This is a genomic window from Clostridium nigeriense (assembly GCF_900086595.1).
Taxonomy (GTDB): Bacteria; Bacillota; Clostridia; order Clostridiales; family Clostridiaceae; genus Clostridium; species Clostridium nigeriense.
Genome location: NZ_LT575472.1, coordinates 1,832,943 through 1,856,864, shown reverse-complemented (window position 1 = coordinate 1,856,864; position 23,922 = coordinate 1,832,943). Strand labels below are relative to the sequence as shown.

Here is a 23,922-nt window from a genome sequence, read left to right as displayed (position 1 = left end):
AACTATTTTATAACCTTTGTTATTTCATCTATATTATCTAAACTAACTTCAAATTGTTCACCATCGCTCATTCTTTTAAGCTTTAAAACTTTATTTTGAAGTTCGTCATCACCTAAAATTGTAGTAAAGGCTGCTCCTATTTTATTAGCATATTTCATTTCTGCCTTTATGCTTCTTCCCATATGATTTACTTCTGTTTTTACATTATTTGTTCTAAGCTTATTTGCTAAAACAAAAGCTTCAAGTTTAGCCTCTTCACCTCTAGCACCTATATAAAGCTCTATAACATCTTCTTTTGGAATTTCTATTTCTTCATTTTCTAACGTCATAATAAGCCTTTCAAGACCTAAACCAAAACCTACAGCTGGCATTTCTGGTCCACCTATTTCTTCAATAAGCTTATCATATCTTCCACCACCACAAACTGTGAAATCATCATTTAAGATTTCAAAAATAGTCTTTGTATAATAATCCAATCCTCTTACTATACCAGGATCTATTGTATATTTTATGTTTAATGCATCAAGGTATCTTTTAACTTCTGTAAAGTGAGAATCACATTCTTCACATACATAGTCTAGTATTATAGGGGCATTTTTAGTAATTTCTTTGCAAGTTTTTTCCTTACAATCAAGAATTCTCATTGGATTTTTTTCAAATCTTGTTTTACATACATTACAAAGATTATCATAATTATCTTCTAAATATTTCTTTAAAGCTTCATTATACTTAGGTCTACATTTTGGGCAGCCTAAATTATTTATATTTAAACTTAAGCTCTTTAAACCTAACTTTTTTAAAGCTTCCATTGCTAGTGAAATTACTTCCGCATCCATAGATGGCTCTTTCGATCCAAAAACTTCTACTCCATATTGATGGAATTGTCTAAGTCTACCCTTTTGTACATTTTCATACCTAAAGCATGGTATCATATAGTATAACTTTGTAGGTTGTGCTTCATTAAAAAGTCTATTTTCAATAAAAGCTCTAACTGTAGGGGCTGTTCCTTCTGGTTTTAAAGTTATACTTCTATTTCCCTTATCATTAAAAGTGTACATTTCTTTTTGTACAATATCAGTTGTTTCACCAACTCCTCTTAAAAATAATTCAGTATGCTCAAAAATTGGTGTTCTAATTTCTCTTACACCAAAGGCTTTTGAAACTTCTCTTAATATCCCTTCAACATAATGCCATTTATATGCATCTTCAGGCAACATATCCTTAGTACCCTTAGGTGCTTGGATTTCCATAATATCTCCTCCTATTTAAGGTAAAGTGTATCTAAAAGTTTTATCTTTTCCTCTACCATTTCCTTAATTCTACTAGTGTACTCTCTAATGTCTTTAACATTTCCAAATCTCTCAATTCTATCTTCTTCTAAGAATACAACCTTAGATACCGCATCAGCACCTAATGCTATTATAGTTTGTTTATCTTCTATCATTTGGATATTATATAAACATTCCTTACCTTCTTTAGAATATCCCAAATTCTCCATATTTCCAACCATATTTTTTTGTCTATACATATAATATGGATTAATCTTTAAAGATTTTGCTAAATCCATGCTTTTTTCGTACATTAAAGATAACTCATCTTGTTTTTTAATTTGTATTCCCTTTTTTAAAATAAAATTCTCATAAAGAATAGAAGCTCTTTTTAAAGATAGTCCATGAACTGTTAAACTATCAGGTTTTAATTTTAATATTTCATTAGCTGTATAATTTACTTCCTTTATTCCTTCACCAGGAAGTCCTATAATCATATCCATATTTATATCATTAAAACCTAAACTTCTTGCTAAATTAAATTTATCTATAACATCATTAGCTGTATGCCCTCTACCTATCATCTTTAAAGTATCATCATTCATAGTTTGAGGATTAATACTTATTCTAGTAGTATTATATCTTTTCATACTCTCTAGCTTCTCTAAAGTTATGCTATCAGGTCTTCCACATTCAACAGTAAATTCTAAGATATCTCTATCTTTAACAAAGGCTATATATATTTCCTTCATAATAGACTCAAACTCTTCATTATTTACTGAAGTTGGAGTTCCCCCTCCAAAATAAACACTTTCTATATTTAATTTTCTTTCATCAACATACTTTTTTATCTCTCTAATTTCATATGTTAATGCCTCTAAATAAGGATTTACTAGTTTTTTATTACCACCAATTGGGTTTGCTGTGAAGGAACAATAAAAACATCTAGTTGGACAAAAAGCCATACCAATATATATAGCTATATTTTTTTCATCTTTATTTACAAGTTCTTTTTCTTTTCTTGCTACTTCAATACATAGTCTAGCCTTATCTTCTGAAGCTAAATGTTTCTTTTTAAATAATTCAATTATTTCTTCATCACTTTTTCCTTCTTCTAAATATTTTAATGCTATTTTAGAAGGTCTTATTCCAACTAGAATTCCCCATGGATAATAATCTCCTGTTAATTCTTTAAGAGAAGAAAATATTAACTTTTTAATATCTTCTTTAATATTATCTCCTATAGCAGATTCTTTGTAAAAATTTTTATATAAAAATGATACTTTTTTCTCATCTATATTTATAATATAGTCTCCATTATCTTCAAACTTAATTTCTTCTAATGGATAATATATATTAAACATTTGATATACATCATATCTATACTTTAAATTATTTAATTTAATTATTACTTCCATTTATTCTCCTTTTACACTAGGAATGGATTTTTCATCCTTTCGTGAATAATAGTAGATTTTGGTCCATGTCCAGGATAAACATTAACATTATTATCTAATATCATAAGTTTATTTTCTATACTATCAATAATTTCATTGTAACTTCCACCTAAAAAATCGGTTCTTCCAATTGAACCATTAAATAAAGTATCACCTGTAAACACATTATCTTCAACTAAATAACAAGTACCGCCTTTTGTATGTCCAGGAGTAAATATAGTTTTAAAAACTAAATTCCCAACCGTTATTTCTTCACCTTCATTTACATACTTATAAAACTTAGGTAGTTTACCAAATATCCCAGAAGAGTCCATTTCCATATATTCTTCTTCTGCTTTATTTAAATATACATCAACATTATATTTATCTCTCAGCTCTACAACAGCTCCATTATGATCAAAATGACAATGAGTTAAAAGTATTTTATCTATTTCTATTCCTAATAAATTAATCTCTTTAATTAAATACTCAGCACTTGCACCTGGGTCAATTATTGCTGCTTTATTTGTAGTTTCATCAATAGCTAAATAGCAGTTAGTTTGTAAAGATCCAAGTGGGTATGTTTTTACTATCATATTATTACCTCCTAACTAAAAACTCTTTTTACTATCTAATATTAAAGTAACAGGACCATCATTTTGAATGTCAACCATCATATGAGCTCCAAATTCACCTGTTTCAACCTTTAAATTAGTTTCTCTAAGTAACTCTACAAATTTATTATATAAAGAATTAGCCCTTTCTCCACCTTCCGCTTCCATGAAGTTAGGTCTTCTTCCTTTTCTACAATCACCATATAGAGTAAATTGTGATATAGCTAAAATATCACCTTTTACATCTAATAGAGATAGATTCATTTTATCATTTTCATCTTCAAAAATTCTTAAGTTTACGATTTTATCCCTTAAGTACACTAAATCTTCTTCACTATCTTCTTTTGAAATTCCAATAAGTAAATTAAGTCCTTTATTAATAGCTCCTACTATTTTATCTTCTACTATAACCTTTGAAGATGTTACTCTTTGAACTACAACTCTCATAATATCCCTCACTAATTATTCATTCTATAAACGTCCATAACACCTTTTAATCTTCTTATTTTTCTCATAAGTTCTTTTAGTTGTTCAATGGAATCAATTTTTATTTTTATATTTATCATAGCAACATTGCCTTTAGAAGACTTAGCATTTAAAGCATTTAAAGGTAATTTTGACTCTGTAATTATTATCATTATATCAGATAATATTCCAATTCTATCTTCAGCTCTAACTTGAATTTCTGCAACATATGCAGCTCCCTTAGCTGTGCCCCAAGATACTTCAACAACTTTACTGCTATCATAATTAACTAATGCTTTTAAGTTACTACAATCGCTTCTGTGAACAGATACCCCTCTCCCTTTGGTAATATATCCTTGTATTTCATCTCCTGGCACTGGATTGCAGCATCTTGCAAATCTAACCATTATGTTATTAACACCCTTTACTGTTATTCCATAAGAATTAGATGATACAGCTTTATTATTATTTTTATCAGACTTAGATATATGCTCATCTATACTTTTATTTAAATTTTCAGGTGTTTGCTTTTCAATAATATTTTCTTCTTTTAATTTAGCTATGTAGGCTGATGCAGATATTTGTCCTATGCCTATTGCAGCATATAAATCTTCCATGTTATGGATATTATATCTTTTTATAAATTTTTCATAACCATCACCTTTAGCAACTTCTGAATATATTACTCCCTGCTTTTTAAGTTCCTTCTCAAATATTTCTTTACCTTTATCTATATTCTCTTCCTTTTTAATCTTCTTAAACCATTGTCTTATTTTACTTTTAGCTTGGTTACTCTTAGCCATATTAAGCCAATCAATATTTGGTCCCTTAGCATTTTTAGAAGTTAAAACTTCAACTATTTCTCCTGTCTTTAACTTATAATCAAGAGGAACAATTTTCCCATTTACCTTTGCACCTACACATCTATTTCCAACATCAGTATGTATTCTATAAGCAAAATCAATTGGTGTCGCTTCACTTGGTAAATTAATTACTACTCCTTTTGGAGTAAATACAAATATTTCATCTGTAAATAAATCTATTTTAAATCCTTCTATAAATTCTTCCGCATCTGAAGTTTCTTTTTGCCACTCCAGCATATCTCTAAGCCAAGCTAATTTGTTTTCAAAAGAGATTTCTTTTTCTTCTTGTGTATCTCCTTCTTTATACTTCCAGTGCGCCGCTATACCATATTCTGCAGTCCTATGCATTTCAAAGGTTCTAATTTGAATTTCAAAAGTCTTCCCCTGTGGTCCTATTACTGTAGTATGAAGTGATTGATACATATTAGGCTTAGGCATGGCAATATAATCCTTAAACCTTCCTGGTATTGGCTTATATATTGTATGTACTATTCCTAACACACCATAACAATCTTTAACTGTATTAACTAAGATTCTTATAGCTGTTAAATCAAATATTTGTTCAATACTTTTATTTTTATTCACCATTTTTTTATAAATACTATAAAAATGCTTTGGTCTGCCATCAATATCACAATCTATTTCAGACTCCTCAAGTTTTTTATATAAGTCCTCTTTAATCTCTGATATATAAGTTTCTCTTTCAACTCTTTTTTCTGCGATTTCCTTAACTAAATCATAATACTCTTCTTCATGTAAATATCTAAATGATAAATCTTCAAGCTCCCACTTTATTTTAGAAATACCAAGCCTATGAGCTAATGGAGCATATATATCTAGAGTTTCTTTTGCCTTTTGCTTTTGCTTTGCTTTTGGCATAAATTTTAAAGTTCTTAAATTATGAAGTCTATCTGCAAGCTTTATAATAATAACTCTTATATCCTTAGCCATAGCTAAAAGCATTTTTCTTACATTATCAGCCTGTTGCTCTTCTTTAGTTTTATATTCTATTTTTCCAAGCTTAGTTACTCCTTGAACTAAATTTGCAATTTCTTCATTAAAAATATTTTTTATATCTTCATAGGTATAATCTGTATCTTCTATTACATCATGTAGAAGTCCAGCAACAATAGTACTCGTATCCATACCCATTTCTGCTAGTATTATAGCCACATCTATTGGATGAGTTACATATGGCTCTCCTGATTCCCTTTTTTGCTCTTTATGGGCCTCACAAGCTAAATCATATGCTTTTTTCACTATATTTATATCAATATTATTACAATTTTCCTTAATTTTCTGTAATAGGCTTTCATACATATGGGTAATCTCCTTTGATTTAGTCTAAAATAATTGGCTGGTTTTAACAACCAGCCATTTTTCTTATATTATATAATATTCGTCCCGATATTTCAACAATATTAAAACTCATAATCAACTAACGACATAACTTCATACTTATCAAGTTTCTTTCTTCCGTTAAGCCCAGTAAGTTCAATTGCAAAATCTAAACAAACAACTTCTCCACCTGCTAACTCTACAAGCTTTGCCACAGCATCAATAGTTCCACCAGTTGCTAATAAATCATCTACTATGGCTACCCTTTGACCTTTTTTTATAGCATCTTTGTGTATTTGCAATGTATCGCTACCATATTCTAAATCATAAGTTATTGATACTGTCTCTCCAGGCAATTTTCCTGGCTTTCTCACAGGTACAAACCCTATTCCCATGGCATAAGCTACAGGCACCCCGTATATAAAACCTCTTGCTTCTGGTCCAACTATTAAATCTATATTTTTATCCTTCAAGTGTTCTACCATTTTGTCTATAGAATATCTTAATGCTTCACCATCACCAATAACAGTTGTAATGTCTTTAAAGCTAATTCCTTCCTTTGGAAAATTGTCAATCACCCTTATTTTTTCCTTTAGATCCATGATAACTCCTCCATCACTAAAAATTATAAACTATATAATTATTATAACTATTTTTACTAAAAAATAATATGATTATTTCTTAAAAGTAATTAATTAAAATAATTATATAGTCATCTTTGATTTATTTAAATATTTAGTTATTTGTTCTGCTCTATCTTTTTTATTTGTAGTTAATAATTCTATAATTATACGTGCATTATCCATCATTCTAACTGCATTTATAGTCGGAGTGATTACATCTATAATTTTTAATATGCACTCATTATCCATTTGAACCATATTATAATAATTCATTATAGCTCTTAAACCGTAATTATTAGTGTTAATCAAAAATTTTCTTCCTTCTTTTAGTATGACACCATTTTCACCTTTTAATGGAACTTCAGCCCATTGTTCTCCTATAAGAATTAAATCTAAATATTTATTAATACTTTTAATGTTATAATAAATTGCAATTGCTTGCATTAACTTAAAAGTCAATCCACTAATAGATAAATTCTTATATCTATATTGACATCCTTTTTGACTAGGATTTATGTATATGTAATTTTTTTCTTCATTATCTTCTTTATTTTCCAAAACTATCAAATCTATCCCAAGATCCCTACAAAGCTTTTCTTCTTCTTCTGACTTTAAATCTAATCCTAAGGTTATTAAGAGCTGTCCTCCTAGAAAACTAACTTCATTTATTATACTTTCAGAAGTTATTTTAGAATTAGAATCTTCGTCATGGATTATATACTCCGTATCAGCATTTAAATACTTTAATACTAAGTTTAAAGATGATATAGCACATAGTCCATCAACATTTGGCACACCATAAATAACTATCTTTTTCCTATTATTTATAGCTTCTACCATATGTTCAATAGCTTTGTTCATATTTTTAAGTATAAAGGGATTATATCCACTAATATAATTTGGACTATAAATACTCTCCCAAAACTTACGCATTATAAACTCCTCCATAAAACTTAAGAAAACACATATATTATAATGTAAAATCTTAAATATTACAAATGTTTTCTTACAAAAAAAACAATAAACCTCCAAATTATTAAGGAGGTTTATATTTTTTTATATTATTTAGCCCTAAGCTATTTTAGTATTAGATTTTTTAGCTTGTTTTTTTCTTAAAAGAACCCATGTTGGTGCAGCTATAAATATAGAAGAATATGCACCTGCTGCTATACCTATAATTAATGGGAATGAGAATTCTCTAACTGTCGGTACAAATATATTTACAGCAATAATTGTAATTAATGTTGTTAATGTAGTATTTATAGATCTTGACATAGTTTGAGTTAAACTCTTATTAGCTATTTCAGTATCTGATGCTCTTCTCATATTCTTAGCATTTTCTCTCATTCTATCAAAAATAACTATTGTATCATTTATAGAATAACCAACTATTGTTAATACCGCTGCAATAAATGGTGTGTTAACTGGTATATTAAATATAGCAAAAACACTTATTGTTATTAATAAGTCATGTACAAGTGCTATAATTGCAGCTATACCATAATCCATCTTAAATCTAATTGCTATATATACAAGCATCGCACCACAAGCTATAAATAATGCGAAAATAGAATTTCTTGTAAGTTCCTTACCTATTGAAGCTCCTATTTCAACTTGTGATAATAACTTATTATCTTCTAAATTATACTTATCTTGTAAAGCCTTAAATACTTCTGATACCTTAGTAGTATCTAAATCCTTAGATTTTATTTCATATTGAGTGTCATTTGCTTCATTAGTAACTGCATCAGGCACTAATGCTTTTACAATTTCATCTGCTTCTGGTTTGTTAAAACCTGCTCCTAATTCTACTACCATCTTAGTTCCACCCTGGAAATCTATTCCAAAATTCAACCCTCTAGAAACGGTAAATCCTAATCCTATGATTATAAATATTAGTGAAAGGCTAAACCAAAGCTTAGTTTTTTCTATTATCTTAAGCATTCTTAGCCCCCCTTTTTACTCTAAATTGACCAAGACTCTTTAACAGTCCCATATCTACAGCTAAATTAATTAATGTTTTTGTTACTATTAAGGCTGTAAATAAACTTAAAAGAATACCTATCATTAAGGTAACTGCAAATCCCTTTACCGAACCTGAACCTATAAAATATAATATTATTGCTGCTATAAATGTAGTTGAGTTTGAGTCAACAATTGACGACATAGCATTTTCAAATCCAGCTTTAACAGCACTTTTAATTGATATTCCCTTTATTAATTCTTCTCTAATTCTTTCAAATATTAATATATTAGCATCAACAGCCATTCCAATTGTTAACAGAAAAGCTGCAATTCCAGGCAATGTTAAAGCTACCTTCATTTCTGCAAATACTAAAAGAAGTAAAGTAATATATAGTGTTAATGCAATACTTGCAAAAACACCAGGCAATCTATAATAAACTATCATAAATAAGAATATTAACCCTACCCCAATTGCTCCTGCTTTTAATGCATTAGGAAGTGCTTCCGAACCTAATTGGGCTCCAACACTTTCAACAGAAACTGCTTTAACTGTAACCGGAAGAGCACCAGAACTTATTATTCCTGATAATTTCGTTGCTTCATCCATTGATGACATTCCATTAATTACTGCTTTACCATTAGTAATTGCACTTTGAACTACCGGTGATGATACTACCTCATCATCCATATAAATGCTTATAGTTTTTCCTATGTTATTAGCTGTTACTTCAGCAAATTTATCTTGACCTTCCTCATTTAATTCTAATGAAACTACAGGTCTTGAAGTATCATCTAAAACAGCTGTTGCCTCTTTAACATCTTTTCCTGTTAAGACAACATTCCCATCTGCATCCTTAAATTCTAAGTTACCAGTTTTACTTAAACTTTCAACTATTTCATTTGAGTCATAAGCACCAGGTATGTCAATTCTTATTCTTTTGTCACCTTCTTCAGTAACTACAGTTTCAGCTACTCCAATTTTATTAACTCTAAGTTCTAATAATTGCTTTGTTCTTTGACGTACATCAGATGAAACATCATCCTCTTGTATTTCCATTAAAACTGAAACTCCTCCTTGAAGATCAAGGCCCTTTGTAATTGCTTTATCAAAAGACTTAAATTCCCAGCCTGCTACTACAAAGCCTTTAAAGCCTGCAAATGCTAGTGAGATAATAGCAACTATACAAAGTACAAATAATGTTAAGCTTTTGCTCTTACTTCTCCCTTTCATGTTCTTCCCCCTCTGGTACATTTTCTCTTAAATTATATTACTTATGTTAAGTAATATCAACAACTTTTTATATAGTTTGTATTTTATTACCATGTCCTATGCCAAATTTTATTAATTTATATAAATGTTTTCATTTTTATTAATTTATTTTTAAATAAAAAATGAAGAATTATAGATGAACTTTTTTACAAACTGCTAAAACAATTTAATTTTAACAATTTTTATAGGAGTTTTCTCCTTCATTCTTCACCTTCACTCTTCATTCTTTATTCTACTACAAGTTTATACCAAGCATACCAGATAAAAGCCCAATAAATAAGCATAATACAAACTTTATAAAATCATATATAGTTAAAGTTGCTTCTGCTCCAAATAATATTCCGATAAAATATAAGGATATGTAAAAAATACATCCTACAGCTAAACCAATAATCCACCCTTTACTGCCATACGATTTTACAGCTATTACAGAACCTAATACTAAGGCTAAACAGGAAATTACTACGTAGATTATATTAAATATTTTTTCTTCAATTGGAACTCTATTCATTACAAAAGAAAAAATAATAGTTGTTATTATAGTAATTACGAGTGCCCATGCAAGTCCTTTAAATACACTTTTAAAATAGCTTATCCAATCCATAAAAACTCACCCCCTAGTATCAATTTTATGATTAACTAGGGGGCATTATTCTTATTGTTCTACTTTATTTACTTTTGTAGCTATTCCATTTTTAGAAATCTTAAGTTTAGTTCTTTCAGCACTAGTTTCAATTATTACATAGTCATCTTCAACTATTATAATCTTCCCCATTATTCCGCCTCTTGTAACTATTTCATCATTCTTTTCTAAAGCAGTTAACATTTCATTATACTTCTTTGTTCTTTTCTTTTCTGGTAGTATTAATAAAAAATACATAAGAGCAAACATTAAAGCAAAAGGTATTACTAATGATAATATAGGTTCCATTGAATTCATTCCCTTCGTATAATAATATTTTTTATCATTTCATAATAAAAAATATATAACATTTAAGTGGTACTGTCAATTATGTTAACAGATGTTTAATACTTTAAGCTCTTCCATTCCATTCTTTTAGTTTTTGTTCTTTAAATTCCTTAAAATATCCTCCATCTATAGCTGCTCTTATATCTTCCATAAGCTTATTATAAAAATAAAGATTATGTAAAACACAAAGTCTCATAGCCAGCATTTCCTTAGCTTTAAATAAGTGTCTAATATATGCTCTAGTATAGCTTTTACATGCTGGACACTCACATCCTTCATCTATAGGTCTTGTATCTAGTTCAAATTTAGCATTCATTAAATTAATTTTACCGTCTTTAGTAAATACATGTCCATGCCTTCCATTTCTAGCTGGAAGAACACAATCAAAGAAATCAACCCCTCTATCAACAGCTTCTAAAATATTGCTAGGAATACCTACTCCCATTAAATAAATTGGTTTATCTTCTGGCAAATAAGGGACTACTGCATCTATAATCCTATACATTTCTTCATGAGTTTCACCTACTGCTAACCCACCTATAGCATATCCATCTAAATCCATTTTAGTAATTGTTTTAGCATGTTCTATTCTTATATCCTCATAACAACCGCCTTGATTGATACCAAAAAGCATTTGTTCTTTATTTATAGTCTCTGGCAGAGAATTTAGTCTATCCATTTCAGTCTTACATCTTTCAAGCCATCTAGTAGTTCTTGCTACTGATTTCTCAACATATTCTCTTGTAGATGGGTTTGGAATACATTCATCAAAGGCCATAGCAATTGTTGATGCAAGATTACTTTGTATTTGCATAGACTCTTCTGGTCCCATGAAAATCTTTTTCCCATCTATATGAGAAGAAAAATATACTCCTTCTTCCTTTATCTTTCTCATTCCTGATAAAGAAAATACTTGGAATCCACCTGAATCTGTTAAAATTGGTCTATCCCAATTCATAAACTTATGTAAGCCCCCAAGTTCTGCTACAACCTTATCAGATGGTCTTAAGTGAAGATGGTAAGTATTAGAAAGTTCTACTTGACATCCTATATCTTTTAAATCCATAGTTGATACAGCACCCTTTATAACTGCTAAAGTACCAACATTCATAAATACAGGTGTTTCTATAGTTCCATGAGGAGTTTCAAATCTTCCTCTTCTAGCTTTTCCATCTTTTTTTAATAAAGTATATCTTTTTTTACTCAAATTTTCACTTCCTCTTCTTGTTATTCTTTAATAAGCATAGAATCTCCAAAGGAGAAAAATCTATATTCTTCTTTTACAGCTGTATTGTAAGCATTCATTACATTCTCTTTTCCTGCTAAAGCAGAAACTAACATAATTAGTGTAGATTCAGGTAAATGAAAGTTTGTAATTAACTCATCTATAACCCTATATTTGTATCCTGGATAAATGAATATGTCAGTCCATCCACTTTGTTCTCTAACATATCCATTTTCATCTCCAATAGTTTCTAAAGTTCTAGTGGAGGTTGTTCCAACTGCTATAACCTTGTTGCCTCTTTTTTTAGTTTCATTTATTAAATCAGCATTCTCTTTATCTAAATGATAATATTCCGAATGCATAATATGTTCATTAATATCTTCAACCTTAACTGGTCTAAAAGTCCCTAGTCCTACATGAAGAGTTAAATAAGCTATATTAACTCCCTTTTTCTTAATTTCATTTAATAATTCTTCAGTAAAATGTAATCCTGCAGTAGGAGCTGCCGCCGAACCTTTTTCTTTTGAGTACACAGTTTGATATCTTTCCTTATCATCAAGTTTTTCCGTTATATATGGTGGAAGGGGCATTTCTCCTAACTCATCTAAAACTTGCTCAAATATACCCTCATAAGAAAATTCAATTATTCTATTTCCTTCTTCAACTATATCTACTACCTTGCATTTTAGTTTTCCTTCACCAAAGGTAAAGCTTTGCCCAATTTTAGCTCTCTTACCTGGTTTTGCAAGACACTCCCATTTATCTCCTTCTATTCTTTTTAAAAGTAAGAATTCAATTTTACCACCAGTTTCTTCTTTTTCACCAATCAATCTTGCTGGCATTACTCTAGTATTATTTAGTACTAATGTATCACCTTCATTTAAATATTCTATCACATCATGAAATGATCTATGCTCTATACTTCCTGTATTTTTATCTAAAACCATTAATCTTGAAGCATCTCTTTTTTCTAAGGGATGTTGTGCTATTAATTTTTCTGGTAGATAAAAATCAAAATCACTAACCTTCATTTTATTATCTCCTTGTCTTTTCGTAGTATATTTATCAAAACAATTTTTGTTGTTCTCCAGTTATTTTTCTTTTCCTTTTGCTTCTTCCTAAGTGTTCATAAGCCTTATCTGTTGCTATTCTTCCTCTTGATGTTCTTACAATAAACCCAGTTTGTAATAAATAAGGTTCATAAACATCCTCTATAGTTCCTAGCTCTTCTCCTATAAAATAGGATAAAGTTTCTATTCCAACAGGGCCACCATTAAAATTATCAATTATAGCTTCTAAAATTTTATTATCAACTCTATCAAAGCCTTTATTATCAACTTCTAATAATTCTAAAGCTGCTTTTGCTTCTTTATAACTTATTAATGAATTAGAATATACCTCTGCATAATCTCTAACTCGCTTTAATAGTCTATTTGCTATTCTTGGTGTACCTCTTGAACGTCTAGCTAGCTCATATGCTCCTTCTTCCGTTATATCGCAATTAAGAACAAATGCAGATCTTATTATAATTTCTTTTAACTGCTCCTCTGTATAGTATTGCATATCACAAAGGACTCCAAATCTATCTCTAAGAGGAGAAGTAAGCATTCCTATTCTAGTTGTAGCACCTATTAAAGTAAACTTAGGTAAATCTAATCTAATAGACTTTGCTGCAGCTCCTTTTCCTATTACTATATCTAAAACATAATCCTCCATGGCGGGGTATAATATTTCTTCAACATTTCTATTTAATCTATGAATTTCATCTATAAATAAAACATCATTATCTTTTAAGGTTGTTAAAATAGCAGCTAAATCTCCCGCTCTTTCTATAGCCGGTCCTGATGTAATTTTAAGTTCTCCATTCATTTCTTTTGCTATTATATTAGCTAAGGTTGTTTTTCCAAGTCCAGGTGGTCCATATAAAAGAACATGATCTAAAGATTCATTTCTATTTTGTGCAGCCTTAATAAATATATTTAATCTTTCTTTAACTTTATCTTGACCTATATATTCTTGTAAAGTTTGAGGTCTTAAACTTAATGTGTTTCCATCTTCAAAAATCTCCTGTGGCGTTATTATTCTTTCCATAAACTCACCTCTAACCCATAAGAACTTTTAAACAATTTTTTATTATATTCTCCAAGCTATCAGTCTTATCTACTTTCTTAAGAGCAATTTCTGCTTCTTTTTCAGAGTATCCTAGTGCTAATAAAGCTCCTAAAGCTTCTGCTATATTACTTGCATTTTCAGGCATCATGTCATTAAAATCTCCTGAGTTTTCAATACCTTCTGCTAAATCTTCTTTTTTAATTTTATCTTTTAACTCTAAAATAATTCTTCCTGCAGTTTTCTTCCCTATTCCAGGAGCTTTACATAAGTGTTTTTCATCACCCATCATAATTGCATATCTTAAATTATTTATTCTACTAATAGAAAGTAAAGATAAAGCAGCCTTTGCCCCTACTCCATTTATAGATATAAGAAGCTTAAACATTTCTAGTTCATCTTTAGAATCAAATCCATATAAACCTAAAAAATCTTCTCTAACTATTTGCTCAAGATAAAGCTTAACTTCCTCATCAATTTTAGGCATAGATGACATAGTTGCTCCCGAGGTGAAAACCTTGTATCCAATTCCGTTATTTTCAACAATTATATAGTCTTTATTTATACCTTTATATTTTCCTATTATGTATTCGTACATACAACTACCCCTCCCTTATGCTCATTAACCATATTAATCTACACTATACTTTATCATTATAGATAAAATAATTCAAGGCAAAAAAACGAGGCTACTCAAGCAGCCTCATAACTAAAAATATATAATAATGTTTATATTTCTATATAATTACTATTTTTTATTTTAAAAACTACTTTCAATAGTTTTTAATCAATTTTACATTCTAAATTCTTTATTATTCATTTGTAACTTATCTATCATTTCCTATAAAAAATAATGCCACTGTTCCAGGCCCCGAATGGCTACCTACTGCCGGACCTATATTATTTATAATAACATCTTTAACATTCAACTCTTTTAATATTAACTCTCTTAAATGTTCAGCATCCTCTAAACAATCTCCATGACTTATAAAAATAACTTGTTCTTCTGGATTTACAATTCTCTCTTTTAATTTTTCTTGTAATGCCTTTATAGATTTTTTTCTTCCTTTAACTTTTGACACAGGAATTAATCTACCTTCATTATCTACATGCATTATAGGTTTTATGCTTAACATTGTACCAACAATAGCTACCGTGCTAGAAATTCTTCCGCCTCTTTTTAAGTGATTTAAGTCATCTACTGTAAACCAATGATTTATTTTAAGCTTGTTTTCTTCTATCCAGTTTATTATTTCTTCTTTATTTTTTCCTTCCTTAAGCATATTAGTTGCGTAATATACAATAAGCCCAAGGCCCATTGAAGCACTTTTAGTATCAATTATTGTTATATCAGCGTCTTTCATATCTTCTAAAACAGTTTCTTTTGCTAACCTTGCACTGTTTATACAACCACTTAACGCTGATGAAAATCCAATATAAATAATTGAATATCCTTCTTTAACAAACTTTCTAAAACCTTCTTCAAAAGTATTTACATTCACTTGAGATGTTGTTGGCATTTCTCCTTCTCTAATAAGATTATAAAAATTCTTATGAGATATGCTTTCACCTAAATCATCAGGTATGTCCTTACCATTAATATTAACTCTTATAGACATAACTTGAATATTATTTTCTTTAACAAAGCTTATAGGTAAATCACAACAAGAGTCTGTGAAAATTATAGTTTTCATCATCATACCTCCTATTATTTAGCCAGTTTTTTCTATTAATTATAATTCTTCTTCTTTACTCTGTCTAGAGATATTAAGTAATATTCCAACAGCTCCTAAATTAAATACCAGGGATGTTCCTCCATAACTAATAAAAGGCATTGGAACTCCTGTTACAGGCATAGATCCACTTACTACCGCTATATTAATTATAGCTTGAATTGCTATAACAGAAATTATTCCTATCCCTAGTAAAAACCCATAATTATCTCTAGCTTTAATTGCTATAGTTGCTCCTTTAATTACTATAAACATAAAAATAACAATTATTGCAACGCAGCCAATTAATCCCAGTTCCTCACCTATAATAGCGAAAATAAAATCATTATGGGGCTCAGGCATAAATAAAGCCTTTTGCCTTGAATTCCCAAGCCCTACGCCGAATATTCCTCCTGACCCCAATGCATAAAGAGATTGTATTAATTGATAACTATCTCCAGAAGGATCTGCCCAAGGATTTAAAAAGCTAGTTAATCTATCTAATCTATAACTTTGAGTAAATATTAAAGCTATACCTGCTGCTAAACCTACTGGAACTAATGAAAATAAGTGACTAAGTTTAGCACCACCAACTAATATCATTATAAAAGCAACCATCATAACTATAGCTGTTATACTTAGATTTTTTTGAAGTAATATTAATAGTGCAAAAACTCCTGCTATAGCTAAATAGAAAATAGTTCCTTCCTTAAATTTTCTTATTTTTCCCTTCCTTTTATCTATTAATAATGCTAAATAAAGCACAACTACATACTTAGCCAATTCAGATGGTTGGAAAGATAGAGGTCCAAGTCTTATCCACCTAATGGCTCCATTTATATTAGCGCCTGCAAATAATACTATTACTAGGAATCCTAAAGTAATTAATACTAACCATGGTGTCCATTTCTTATACAAATGATAGTCTAAAGACATGGTTAGAAACATGCCTACTATTCCAACTGTAGACCAAATTATTTCTTTTATAAAATAAAACTCTGAATTATATACATCCTTTTGATATAAAGCATAATATGAGCTTGATGAATATACCATAACTATACCTATAAAAAGTAACACTAATATAGCACATAATAATCCATAATCTATACTTTTCATACTATACTTTTTTTTCTTTCTTTTTAAATTGCTCTCCTTTATATTTGACTTTTTAACTTTATTCATCTTATCTCCACTCATCCTACTCTTTTAAACTTAATGTTACCTTTGTTCCTTTTTCTATAAGCTTTCCAGCTATAACATCTTGTCCATCTACTATTCCTACACCATTACTTCTAAAGCTTATATTTAAACTATTTAAAATATTTGTAGCTTCTTCTAAAGTTTTCCCCTTTAAATCTGGCATAATAAGCTTATTAGAATCTATTTTATCACCTGGTAAATTAACGCTAATATTCGCTCCCGCTTCTACTAATGACCCTGGATATGGCTCCATGTTAGTAACCTTAGATGCTGTATTGTCAACCATAATATTTAAGTTAAGCTCTTCTAAAATTTTCTTTGCATCCTTTATGCTTTTCCCTCTTAATTCAGGAACTACAACTTTAGTTTTTTCTAAATACTTTTCCTTGTACACTTGTGAGTCCATATAAGTAAATAATTCTGTTAACAGTGACTTTAATATTGGGCTAGTAACCGGTCCCCCGTAATATTGACCAGCACTTGGTTCTACTACTTTAATGTATACTGTAACTTGTGGATTATCGACAGGATATAATGATAAAACTGAAGCTATATACTTATCTGATGAATATCCTCCATTTACAGTATCTACTGTTTGAGCTGTTCCTGTTTTTCCGCCAACTCTTCTATTCTTATCCCCCATAAATGCTCCAATTCCTCCACCTGCATTTATAGTTCTTTCTAAGTAATCTCTTATAATAGCAGTTGTTCCTTCTGATATAACACCCTCTTTAACAGTTGGTGTTAAAACTTTATCTATTACTTTTGTACCATTACTTGCTTCGTAACTAATTTCCTTCATAATATGAGGTTGAATTAAATCCCCACCATTAGCTATAGCATTAAATGCTTGTAATAATTGAAGACTATTAGCTGTATTAGTTTGACCAAACGCAATTGTTGCTAAATCCATCTCACTCATATCACTAACAGATTTAACTATCCCCTCAGATTCTCCTGGAAGATCAACTCCTGTTAATTGTCCAAATCCCAACTTGTCTATATACTCTTTTAATTTTTGATTTCCAAGTCTTGCTCCTACCTCCATAAACCCTACGTTACATGAATTTTGTAAAATTTCTGCAAGGGTTTGTGTGCCATGTCCTGCTGTATTCCAACATTTTATCGTAATTGACCCAAACTTTACTCCCCCATCACAATAAAAAGTATCACTTTCACTTACAACTCCCTCTTCTAAAGCTGCTGCTAAAGTGAAGTTTTTAAAAGTTGATCCTGGCTCAAAGGAATCACTTATTGCACCATTTCTAAACATACTTTGAAGTTTATCAAAATCATTATCCCCTTGAAAATTCTCATAATCTTCATATGGAGTATTAGGATTAAAATCAGGCTTATTAACCATGGCTAATATTTCTCCATTATTAGGGTTCATTACAATAATAGTTACTTCCTTAGCCTTATTATCTTCATACCCTTTTTCTGCTGCTTTTTCAGCAATTAGCTGTATATTTTCATCTATAGTCAATGTAACTGTTTTTCCATCAACTGGACTAGTGTATTTCACAGTTTGAAAAGGTAATTCATCTAAACTCCCATCTACTTCAGCAATCTTATATCCATCTAATCCTTTAAGTTCATAATCATATTGTAGCTCAATACCATTTAATCCTTTATTATCATCATTTACACTTCCCAATACATGAGATAAGAAATTATCATTTGGATAATATCTTTTAGGACTAATAGAAGTAACTACTCCATATATATTTAATGCTCTAATTTTATCTGCTAATTCTTTATTTATTCCCTTTATAAGATTACTTGTAGTAACTTTAACTCCATCCTCACTAATAGGATTTAATTTTTCCTTAACTTCTTCTAAAGCTAATCCTGAAGCCTCTGATAATTTTTGTGCTACTTCATCTTTTGTTATTTCTTCGTCCTGTATATATATATCTATTGCTTCTAAATCTAAGTCAACTCTATAAACATCAATAGAAGTTGCAAGAATCGAGCCATTTCTATCAGTAATATCACCTCTATCTGCTTCAACTGTAACTTGAGAATTCCATTGTCCCTGAGCCATATGCTTGTACTCTTTACTTTTATAAATCATAATATATGTTAATTTACTTATTAGTAATAAAAACACCAAGCAAACGGATATAGTCACATATAGAGCTCTTTCTCTTGAATTATTCTTACCTTTACTGTCTACTTTTCCCTTAGCACTCTTAAATCTTCTTTCCATTCTAAACCCCCAAGGTTGTAATTATATTTTCCTAAGTTCTATTATTTAATTATAACAAAAATTAAATAATTATGTAAATCAATACATTATTCTTAACTTAAATAAAAGTAAAAGTGAAAATTCACTTTTACTTTTCATGAAACAAATCTAAATATTCTTCATATCCTTCTTCCTTCATCTTTTCTTTTGGTATGAATTTTAAAGCTGCTGAATTAATACAATATCTTAAGCCACCTAATTCTTCTGGTCCGTCACAAAAAACATGACCTAAATGTGAATCTGATGATTTACTTCTTACTTCTGTCCTTATCATTCCATGACTTCTATCAATGTTTTCCTTAATTAACTTCCTATCAATAGGCTTTGAAAATGCAGGCCATCCACATCCTGAATCAAATTTATTATCTGATACAAATAAAGGTTCTAAAGATACTATATCCACATAAATACCTTCTTTAAAATTATCGTAATACTCATTAAAAAAAGGTGGCTCTGTACCATTTTCTTGTGTAACTTTATACTGTAACTCAGTTAATTTATTTTTTAATTCCTCTTTACTATATTTTTTCATTTTCCACCCCTCCATTTACTTATAATATTATATATATTATATATGTATCCAGAAATTTTTTCTATTTATTCTTAGTTATAAATAATCTTTTTACAACAGTTTGTGGTGGCTCTGACTTTGTCATTGCTTCACTAACTCTCATATAAACTAAATCACCTTTTTCAACTTCTATATTTTCTTTTTTATCATTAGTTGAGTTCATAATTTTAGTTTCATCATTAATTATCCCTACAACTTTAATCTTATTTACTTCATTTCCTTTTATATATCCTTCTACTGTTACCCTAATAATCTTATCTTCTTCGCTCTTTTGAACTTCAATTACTTCTCCCATTACTACAGGACTTTTGCTATTCATACCCTTTTCTGGATCTGCTCCTATTAGTATAAATGAAAATACGAATATAGAGCAAATTACTATTAATGATTTTTTAAACTTCATAAAAAAACCTCCTAAAATTAAAATCATTAATAGTTTTGATTTATTTTATATAAATATTCATTTAATTTTACTTCTTAGAAACATAGGGATTATCCTTAATATAAAATCTCCATAAAAATTCTTTAGCTTCCTCAGCATAATCAATTCCTATTCTCGTTGTTTCTACTATTTCAAAATTTTTGTTTGGATTATATTCTAAATATATATCTTCTTCTAAATATAGTTTTTTATAATTATCACTTCTTGTTATATTTAGAGCACTACAAAGCTTAGATGGCCCATTTGTTAAATTCTTTTTTTGATATTTAGTTAACTCATTATAATTTTTGTTAAATCTTATATTTGAAATTAAATCAAAATTGTCTAAAGGCTCTACCGCTCTAATTAATACAGCTTCTGGTTCATTTTTTATATTAGTTACTATATTAAAGCAATGATATAATCCATAAATAAAGTAAACATAGGCTATTCCACCCTCTTCATATAAAGGCTTAGTTCTTTCTGTTCTTTTATAATTATAAGCATGACATGCTTTATCTATTGCACCTATATAACTCTCAGTTTCTACAATCATTGTTTTAATCTTAATTCCATTAACTTCTCTAACAATATAATCTCCCAATATACTTTTAGCAACATCTATTGCACCTTTTTTATAAAAATCCTTGCTTATTATCATCTTATATCTCCACAAAAAGTATTTTTTATTTATTATAACCTATTTTAAATTATTATTATTAATTATCAAAAATATAATTTATAATCAATACACTAATAAGATATTTTTAGCATTAGTAATTTATTGAGAAATGAGTTAATAAACCTAAATGAAGAAAAAAGAGCAAAGATAAAGGAGCTATTAAGCCCCTTAAATCTTTGCTATTTTAAATTTTTTAATGATGCTAGTGTTTGTTTATTATCTTTATAATTAATATAAATATCATTATTCACAGTAGAAATTTTAATATATGGTCCAGTATTACTTTGAATATAAAGCTTCACCTTTTCTCCACTTTTCAATTTAAAATCACCTTTTTTAACAAAACCCCCATCACTATAACCATTAACCTTTAAGGTTACTTCTGGTAAACTTTCTATAAGCTCTATTGATTTAATATCTTGCTTTTTTATGCTTGTACCAAAACTTCCATCAATAATAATAGTATTTTCTGTTACTTTAATTTTATTTGGTTCAGCACCAAAGGAAAATGTTATTAAGGTTATTGAAAATGCTACAAAAGCAATTATTATAATTACAATAGTTTCCGCTTTATTCTTTTTATTATGATCAAATCTTTGAATATAAAATAAATATCCAAAAATCACCACAAGCATTAATATAATAAATGGCAATATTGAAATACTATAATATTTAGAAGTCATCGACCCTAAAAATAATATAAAAGCTATTAGGTAACACATTCTACTCATGTGCTTAGCAACATTTTCTATATCAATTCTTGCTTTTTCTTCCTTAGATGCAGTATTATAACCTGCAATTAGCCAATAGCACTTATATCTACTTATTGCTATTCCAAGAAATACAAATAACAAACTGACAATAGAAAAAATAATTATATACGCCATTATTAACCACCCTTTTAAGCGTTTAGGAATACCCTTTATTAAGTTAATTATATCATCTTTACTTATAGTGTCAATATAAAAATATAATTTTTACCACTCTATATTTAATATATCTACTTCATCTTTAATTAAAGATACTTTATACCCTTCATATATTAGCCATGATATAATTTCACTTTTTATTTTCTCATCTTCAGTAATAAGAATAGCTGATATTTTATTTATTTTTATTTCTTTAGCATAATTTATATTTTCTAATATTTTATTTTTTCTATCTTCTAATAAGATCTTTTCCATGTAACCACTCCCTTTTAACTATTATTATTCTTATAAATAGGATATTATGTTAATTATTTTCTGGGAAATATTTACATTCGCTAAAAACAAAAAAAAACTCCCTAAGGAGTTTTTCATCATTTTTAACTCTTAATTTTAATTATTAGATAGCTCTTTTATTACTCCTATTGCAACACCTAAAATACTTACATCTTTATTTTCTAATTTTATAGGAGAATATAGAGAATTGGCTGGCATTAATTTAGGTGATTCGCCATTTAAATTTAAAGTTTTTAATGTGGCCTCTCCATCCAAGCTAGCTGCCACAATATCATTGTGATTAGCATTTAATTGTTTTTTTATTACAACTAAATCTCCGTCACAAATATTTTTATCAACCATTGAATCTCCCTTAACTCTTAAAATAAATGAATCTTTTCCTTTTTCAAGCCAATATTTAGGTAAATGGAAAAATCCTTCTATATTATCATTTATCTCTATAGGATTACCTGCAGCTATATTATTAAACATAGGTATATCAGCTAATTCATTTTCAGCATATACAGTATTTTCATCATCATCATATAGTTCTTTATTATTAGATGAAGTATCTATATTAAATTCAACTATATTTTTATTTTTTAAATTAACATACTTATATCTCTCAATAGTATTAACTTTCTTTTCTTTCTTCTCAAATTTTAATTTAAAGTTAAAACTCTTTCCTTTAACATCAACACCTAAAGTATTAAATTTTCTTCCCTTTATCATCCATGAGTTTTCATTATTATTTAATTCACTATTTAATATAAAAACAAACGAAGAGTATGATCTTTCTTTATAAAGTCTTTTAACAAAATCTATTTCAGCTTTTGTTAACTTCTCAATATCATCTAAAATTACATGACTGTATAATCCCTTAAATCTTTTTAGATACGAAATAGCAAATAATACATGATCATATTCATCTACAAAAAAATCACTTAATAATTTTTCATTATATAATTCTTTTATTTTATATATACTTTCCCTTGTATAAGAATTTTTTTTAATTCTTTCTTTTCTACCTTTTCTATCAACTGATAAATACTCTTCTAATTCAAAATTACTAGCCTTTATCCAAAGAATCTCATCTAATAAGAATTCCAAACTTATTTTTTTTATAAACTTTGATTTTCTACAAAAATATTCTATTTCATCTTTTAAACCACTCAATATCTCTATAGCTTGGCTTCTATTTATTTTCTTAAAAATTTGTCCCTTTTCTCTAATATAAGCATTATAATATGTATTTAAAAGTTCTTCTAAAGTAACAATACTAACTCTTTCTTTATCTAAAGAAAATAGTGAATAAAAGTATTCTTTATTATTTTCTTTGTTATAAAGCTCAATAGCATCCATATTTTTGCTATAATTTGATGTTACAAACAATACTTTATCATCTTCATAAAGACAATAATTATTTTCTAAATTTAATGCCTTATAAATTGATACAGTACTTTTACCTGTTCCTTCTTTACCTTTTAAAACCTGGTAACCAGAAGATCTATGTCTTATAAACTTATCTTGAGTTTTTGTAAATTCCATTATCTCACCGCCTAATCTACGTCCAATTATTTATGTATTATAATAATATATTCATTATTACTATAAGTCAAATATTAACTAATATATTTTAATTAATCTATTTTCTAAAATTAAAAAGCTTATGAAAATATTTATATAAATATTTTCTAAGCTTTATATAAGTTTACTGTTAATATATTGTGCTTA

General features: G+C 28.5%; 24 protein-coding genes. All 24 read right to left on the bottom strand.

The annotated features are described in order from the left end of the window. Positions 1–2: 2 nt before the first annotated feature. Positions 3–1,250 carry a histidine--tRNA ligase gene (hisS, locus tag BN6774_RS08825; protein ID WP_066892740.1) on the bottom strand — a complete coding sequence of 416 codons (1,248 nt, stop codon included), beginning with the start codon at positions 1,248–1,250 and terminating at the stop codon, positions 3–5. A gap of 11 nt (positions 1,251–1,261) precedes the next feature. After that, positions 1,262–2,686 carry a coproporphyrinogen III oxidase gene (locus BN6774_RS08820; RefSeq protein ID WP_066892738.1) on the bottom strand — a complete coding sequence of 475 codons (1,425 nt, stop codon included), beginning with the start codon at positions 2,684–2,686 and terminating at the stop codon, positions 1,262–1,264. Between the two features lie 11 nt (positions 2,687–2,697). Next, complete coding sequence (locus tag BN6774_RS08815; RefSeq protein WP_066892736.1) at positions 2,698–3,300, bottom strand: MBL fold metallo-hydrolase; 603 nt, start codon at positions 3,298–3,300, stop codon at positions 2,698–2,700. A gap of 15 nt (positions 3,301–3,315) precedes the next feature. Next, complete coding sequence (gene dtd, locus BN6774_RS08810; protein ID WP_066892734.1) at positions 3,316–3,765, bottom strand: D-aminoacyl-tRNA deacylase; 450 nt, start codon at positions 3,763–3,765, stop codon at positions 3,316–3,318. 11 nt (positions 3,766–3,776) lie between these two features. After that, positions 3,777–5,966 carry a RelA/SpoT family protein gene (locus BN6774_RS08805; protein ID WP_066892731.1) on the bottom strand — a complete coding sequence of 730 codons (2,190 nt, stop codon included), beginning with the start codon at positions 5,964–5,966 and terminating at the stop codon, positions 3,777–3,779. A 101-nt stretch (positions 5,967–6,067) separates the two neighbouring features. After that, complete coding sequence (locus tag BN6774_RS08800; protein ID WP_066892730.1) at positions 6,068–6,586, bottom strand: adenine phosphoribosyltransferase; 519 nt, start codon at positions 6,584–6,586, stop codon at positions 6,068–6,070. A 102-nt stretch (positions 6,587–6,688) separates the two neighbouring features. Further along, positions 6,689–7,540 carry a DHH family phosphoesterase gene (locus BN6774_RS08795; protein ID WP_066892728.1) on the bottom strand — a complete coding sequence of 284 codons (852 nt, stop codon included), beginning with the start codon at positions 7,538–7,540 and terminating at the stop codon, positions 6,689–6,691. Between the two features lie 138 nt (positions 7,541–7,678). Continuing rightward, positions 7,679–8,551 carry a protein translocase subunit SecF gene (gene secF, locus BN6774_RS08790; protein ID WP_066892726.1) on the bottom strand — a complete coding sequence of 291 codons (873 nt, stop codon included), beginning with the start codon at positions 8,549–8,551 and terminating at the stop codon, positions 7,679–7,681. Further along, positions 8,544–9,803, bottom strand: coding sequence for a protein translocase subunit SecD (secD, locus tag BN6774_RS08785; protein ID WP_066892725.1), 1,260 nt, complete (start codon positions 9,801–9,803; stop codon positions 8,544–8,546). Before secD ends, secF begins: the two co-directional genes overlap by 8 nt. Before the next feature lie 274 nt (positions 9,804–10,077). Continuing rightward, a complete protein-coding gene (locus BN6774_RS08780) occupies positions 10,078–10,446 on the bottom strand; it encodes a TIGR04086 family membrane protein (protein ID WP_066892722.1) in 369 nt (122 codons plus the stop codon). 51 nt (positions 10,447–10,497) lie between these two features. Beyond that, a complete protein-coding gene (gene yajC, locus BN6774_RS08775) occupies positions 10,498–10,782 on the bottom strand; it encodes a preprotein translocase subunit YajC (RefSeq protein ID WP_066892720.1) in 285 nt (94 codons plus the stop codon). A gap of 94 nt (positions 10,783–10,876) precedes the next feature. Continuing rightward, positions 10,877–12,019: a tRNA guanosine(34) transglycosylase Tgt gene (gene tgt, locus BN6774_RS08770; RefSeq protein WP_066892718.1), complete on the bottom strand. Its 1,143-nt coding sequence runs from the start codon at positions 12,017–12,019 to the stop codon at positions 10,877–10,879. A 20-nt stretch (positions 12,020–12,039) separates the two neighbouring features. Continuing rightward, the gene (gene queA / locus BN6774_RS08765) at positions 12,040–13,068 is read right to left on the bottom strand and encodes a tRNA preQ1(34) S-adenosylmethionine ribosyltransferase-isomerase QueA (RefSeq protein WP_066892716.1); all 1,029 of its coding nucleotides are present in this window, start codon (positions 13,066–13,068) and stop codon (positions 12,040–12,042) included. A gap of 34 nt (positions 13,069–13,102) precedes the next feature. Next, positions 13,103–14,128: a Holliday junction branch migration DNA helicase RuvB gene (gene ruvB, locus BN6774_RS08760; protein WP_066892714.1), complete on the bottom strand. Its 1,026-nt coding sequence runs from the start codon at positions 14,126–14,128 to the stop codon at positions 13,103–13,105. 10 nt (positions 14,129–14,138) lie between these two features. After that, positions 14,139–14,744, bottom strand: a complete 606-nt coding sequence (gene ruvA / locus BN6774_RS08755) for a Holliday junction branch migration protein RuvA (RefSeq protein WP_066892712.1) — start codon at positions 14,742–14,744, stop codon at positions 14,139–14,141. A gap of 229 nt (positions 14,745–14,973) precedes the next feature. Beyond that, a complete protein-coding gene (locus BN6774_RS08750) occupies positions 14,974–15,843 on the bottom strand; it encodes a DegV family protein (RefSeq protein ID WP_207644573.1) in 870 nt (289 codons plus the stop codon). Positions 15,844–15,879: 36 nt separating this feature from the next. Then, on the bottom strand, positions 15,880–17,043 hold the full coding sequence (spoVE, locus tag BN6774_RS08745; RefSeq protein ID WP_084767126.1) for a stage V sporulation protein E: 1,164 nt from the start codon (positions 17,041–17,043) through the stop codon (positions 15,880–15,882). 16 nt (positions 17,044–17,059) lie between these two features. Next, positions 17,060–19,273: a stage V sporulation protein D gene (locus tag BN6774_RS08740; protein ID WP_066892706.1), complete on the bottom strand. Its 2,214-nt coding sequence runs from the start codon at positions 19,271–19,273 to the stop codon at positions 17,060–17,062. A 127-nt stretch (positions 19,274–19,400) separates the two neighbouring features. After that, positions 19,401–19,859 (bottom strand): peptide-methionine (R)-S-oxide reductase MsrB, encoded by a 459-nt coding sequence (msrB, locus tag BN6774_RS08735; RefSeq protein ID WP_066892704.1) that lies wholly within the window; start codon positions 19,857–19,859, stop codon positions 19,401–19,403. 46 nt (positions 19,860–19,905) lie between these two features. Further along, positions 19,906–20,286 carry a hypothetical protein gene (locus BN6774_RS08730; RefSeq protein WP_066892702.1) on the bottom strand — a complete coding sequence of 127 codons (381 nt, stop codon included), beginning with the start codon at positions 20,284–20,286 and terminating at the stop codon, positions 19,906–19,908. 67 nt (positions 20,287–20,353) lie between these two features. Then, a complete protein-coding gene (locus tag BN6774_RS08725) occupies positions 20,354–20,965 on the bottom strand; it encodes a DNA-3-methyladenine glycosylase (RefSeq protein WP_066892700.1) in 612 nt (203 codons plus the stop codon). A 200-nt stretch (positions 20,966–21,165) separates the two neighbouring features. Then, positions 21,166–21,873, bottom strand: a complete 708-nt coding sequence (locus BN6774_RS08720; protein ID WP_066892698.1) for a DUF3784 domain-containing protein — start codon at positions 21,871–21,873, stop codon at positions 21,166–21,168. Positions 21,874–21,963: 90 nt separating this feature from the next. After that, positions 21,964–22,170, bottom strand: a complete 207-nt coding sequence (locus BN6774_RS08715; RefSeq protein WP_066892696.1) for a hypothetical protein — start codon at positions 22,168–22,170, stop codon at positions 21,964–21,966. A 135-nt stretch (positions 22,171–22,305) separates the two neighbouring features. After that, complete coding sequence (lexA, locus tag BN6774_RS08710) at positions 22,306–23,736, bottom strand: transcriptional repressor LexA (protein WP_066892694.1); 1,431 nt, start codon at positions 23,734–23,736, stop codon at positions 22,306–22,308. Positions 23,737–23,922 lie beyond the last annotated feature (186 nt).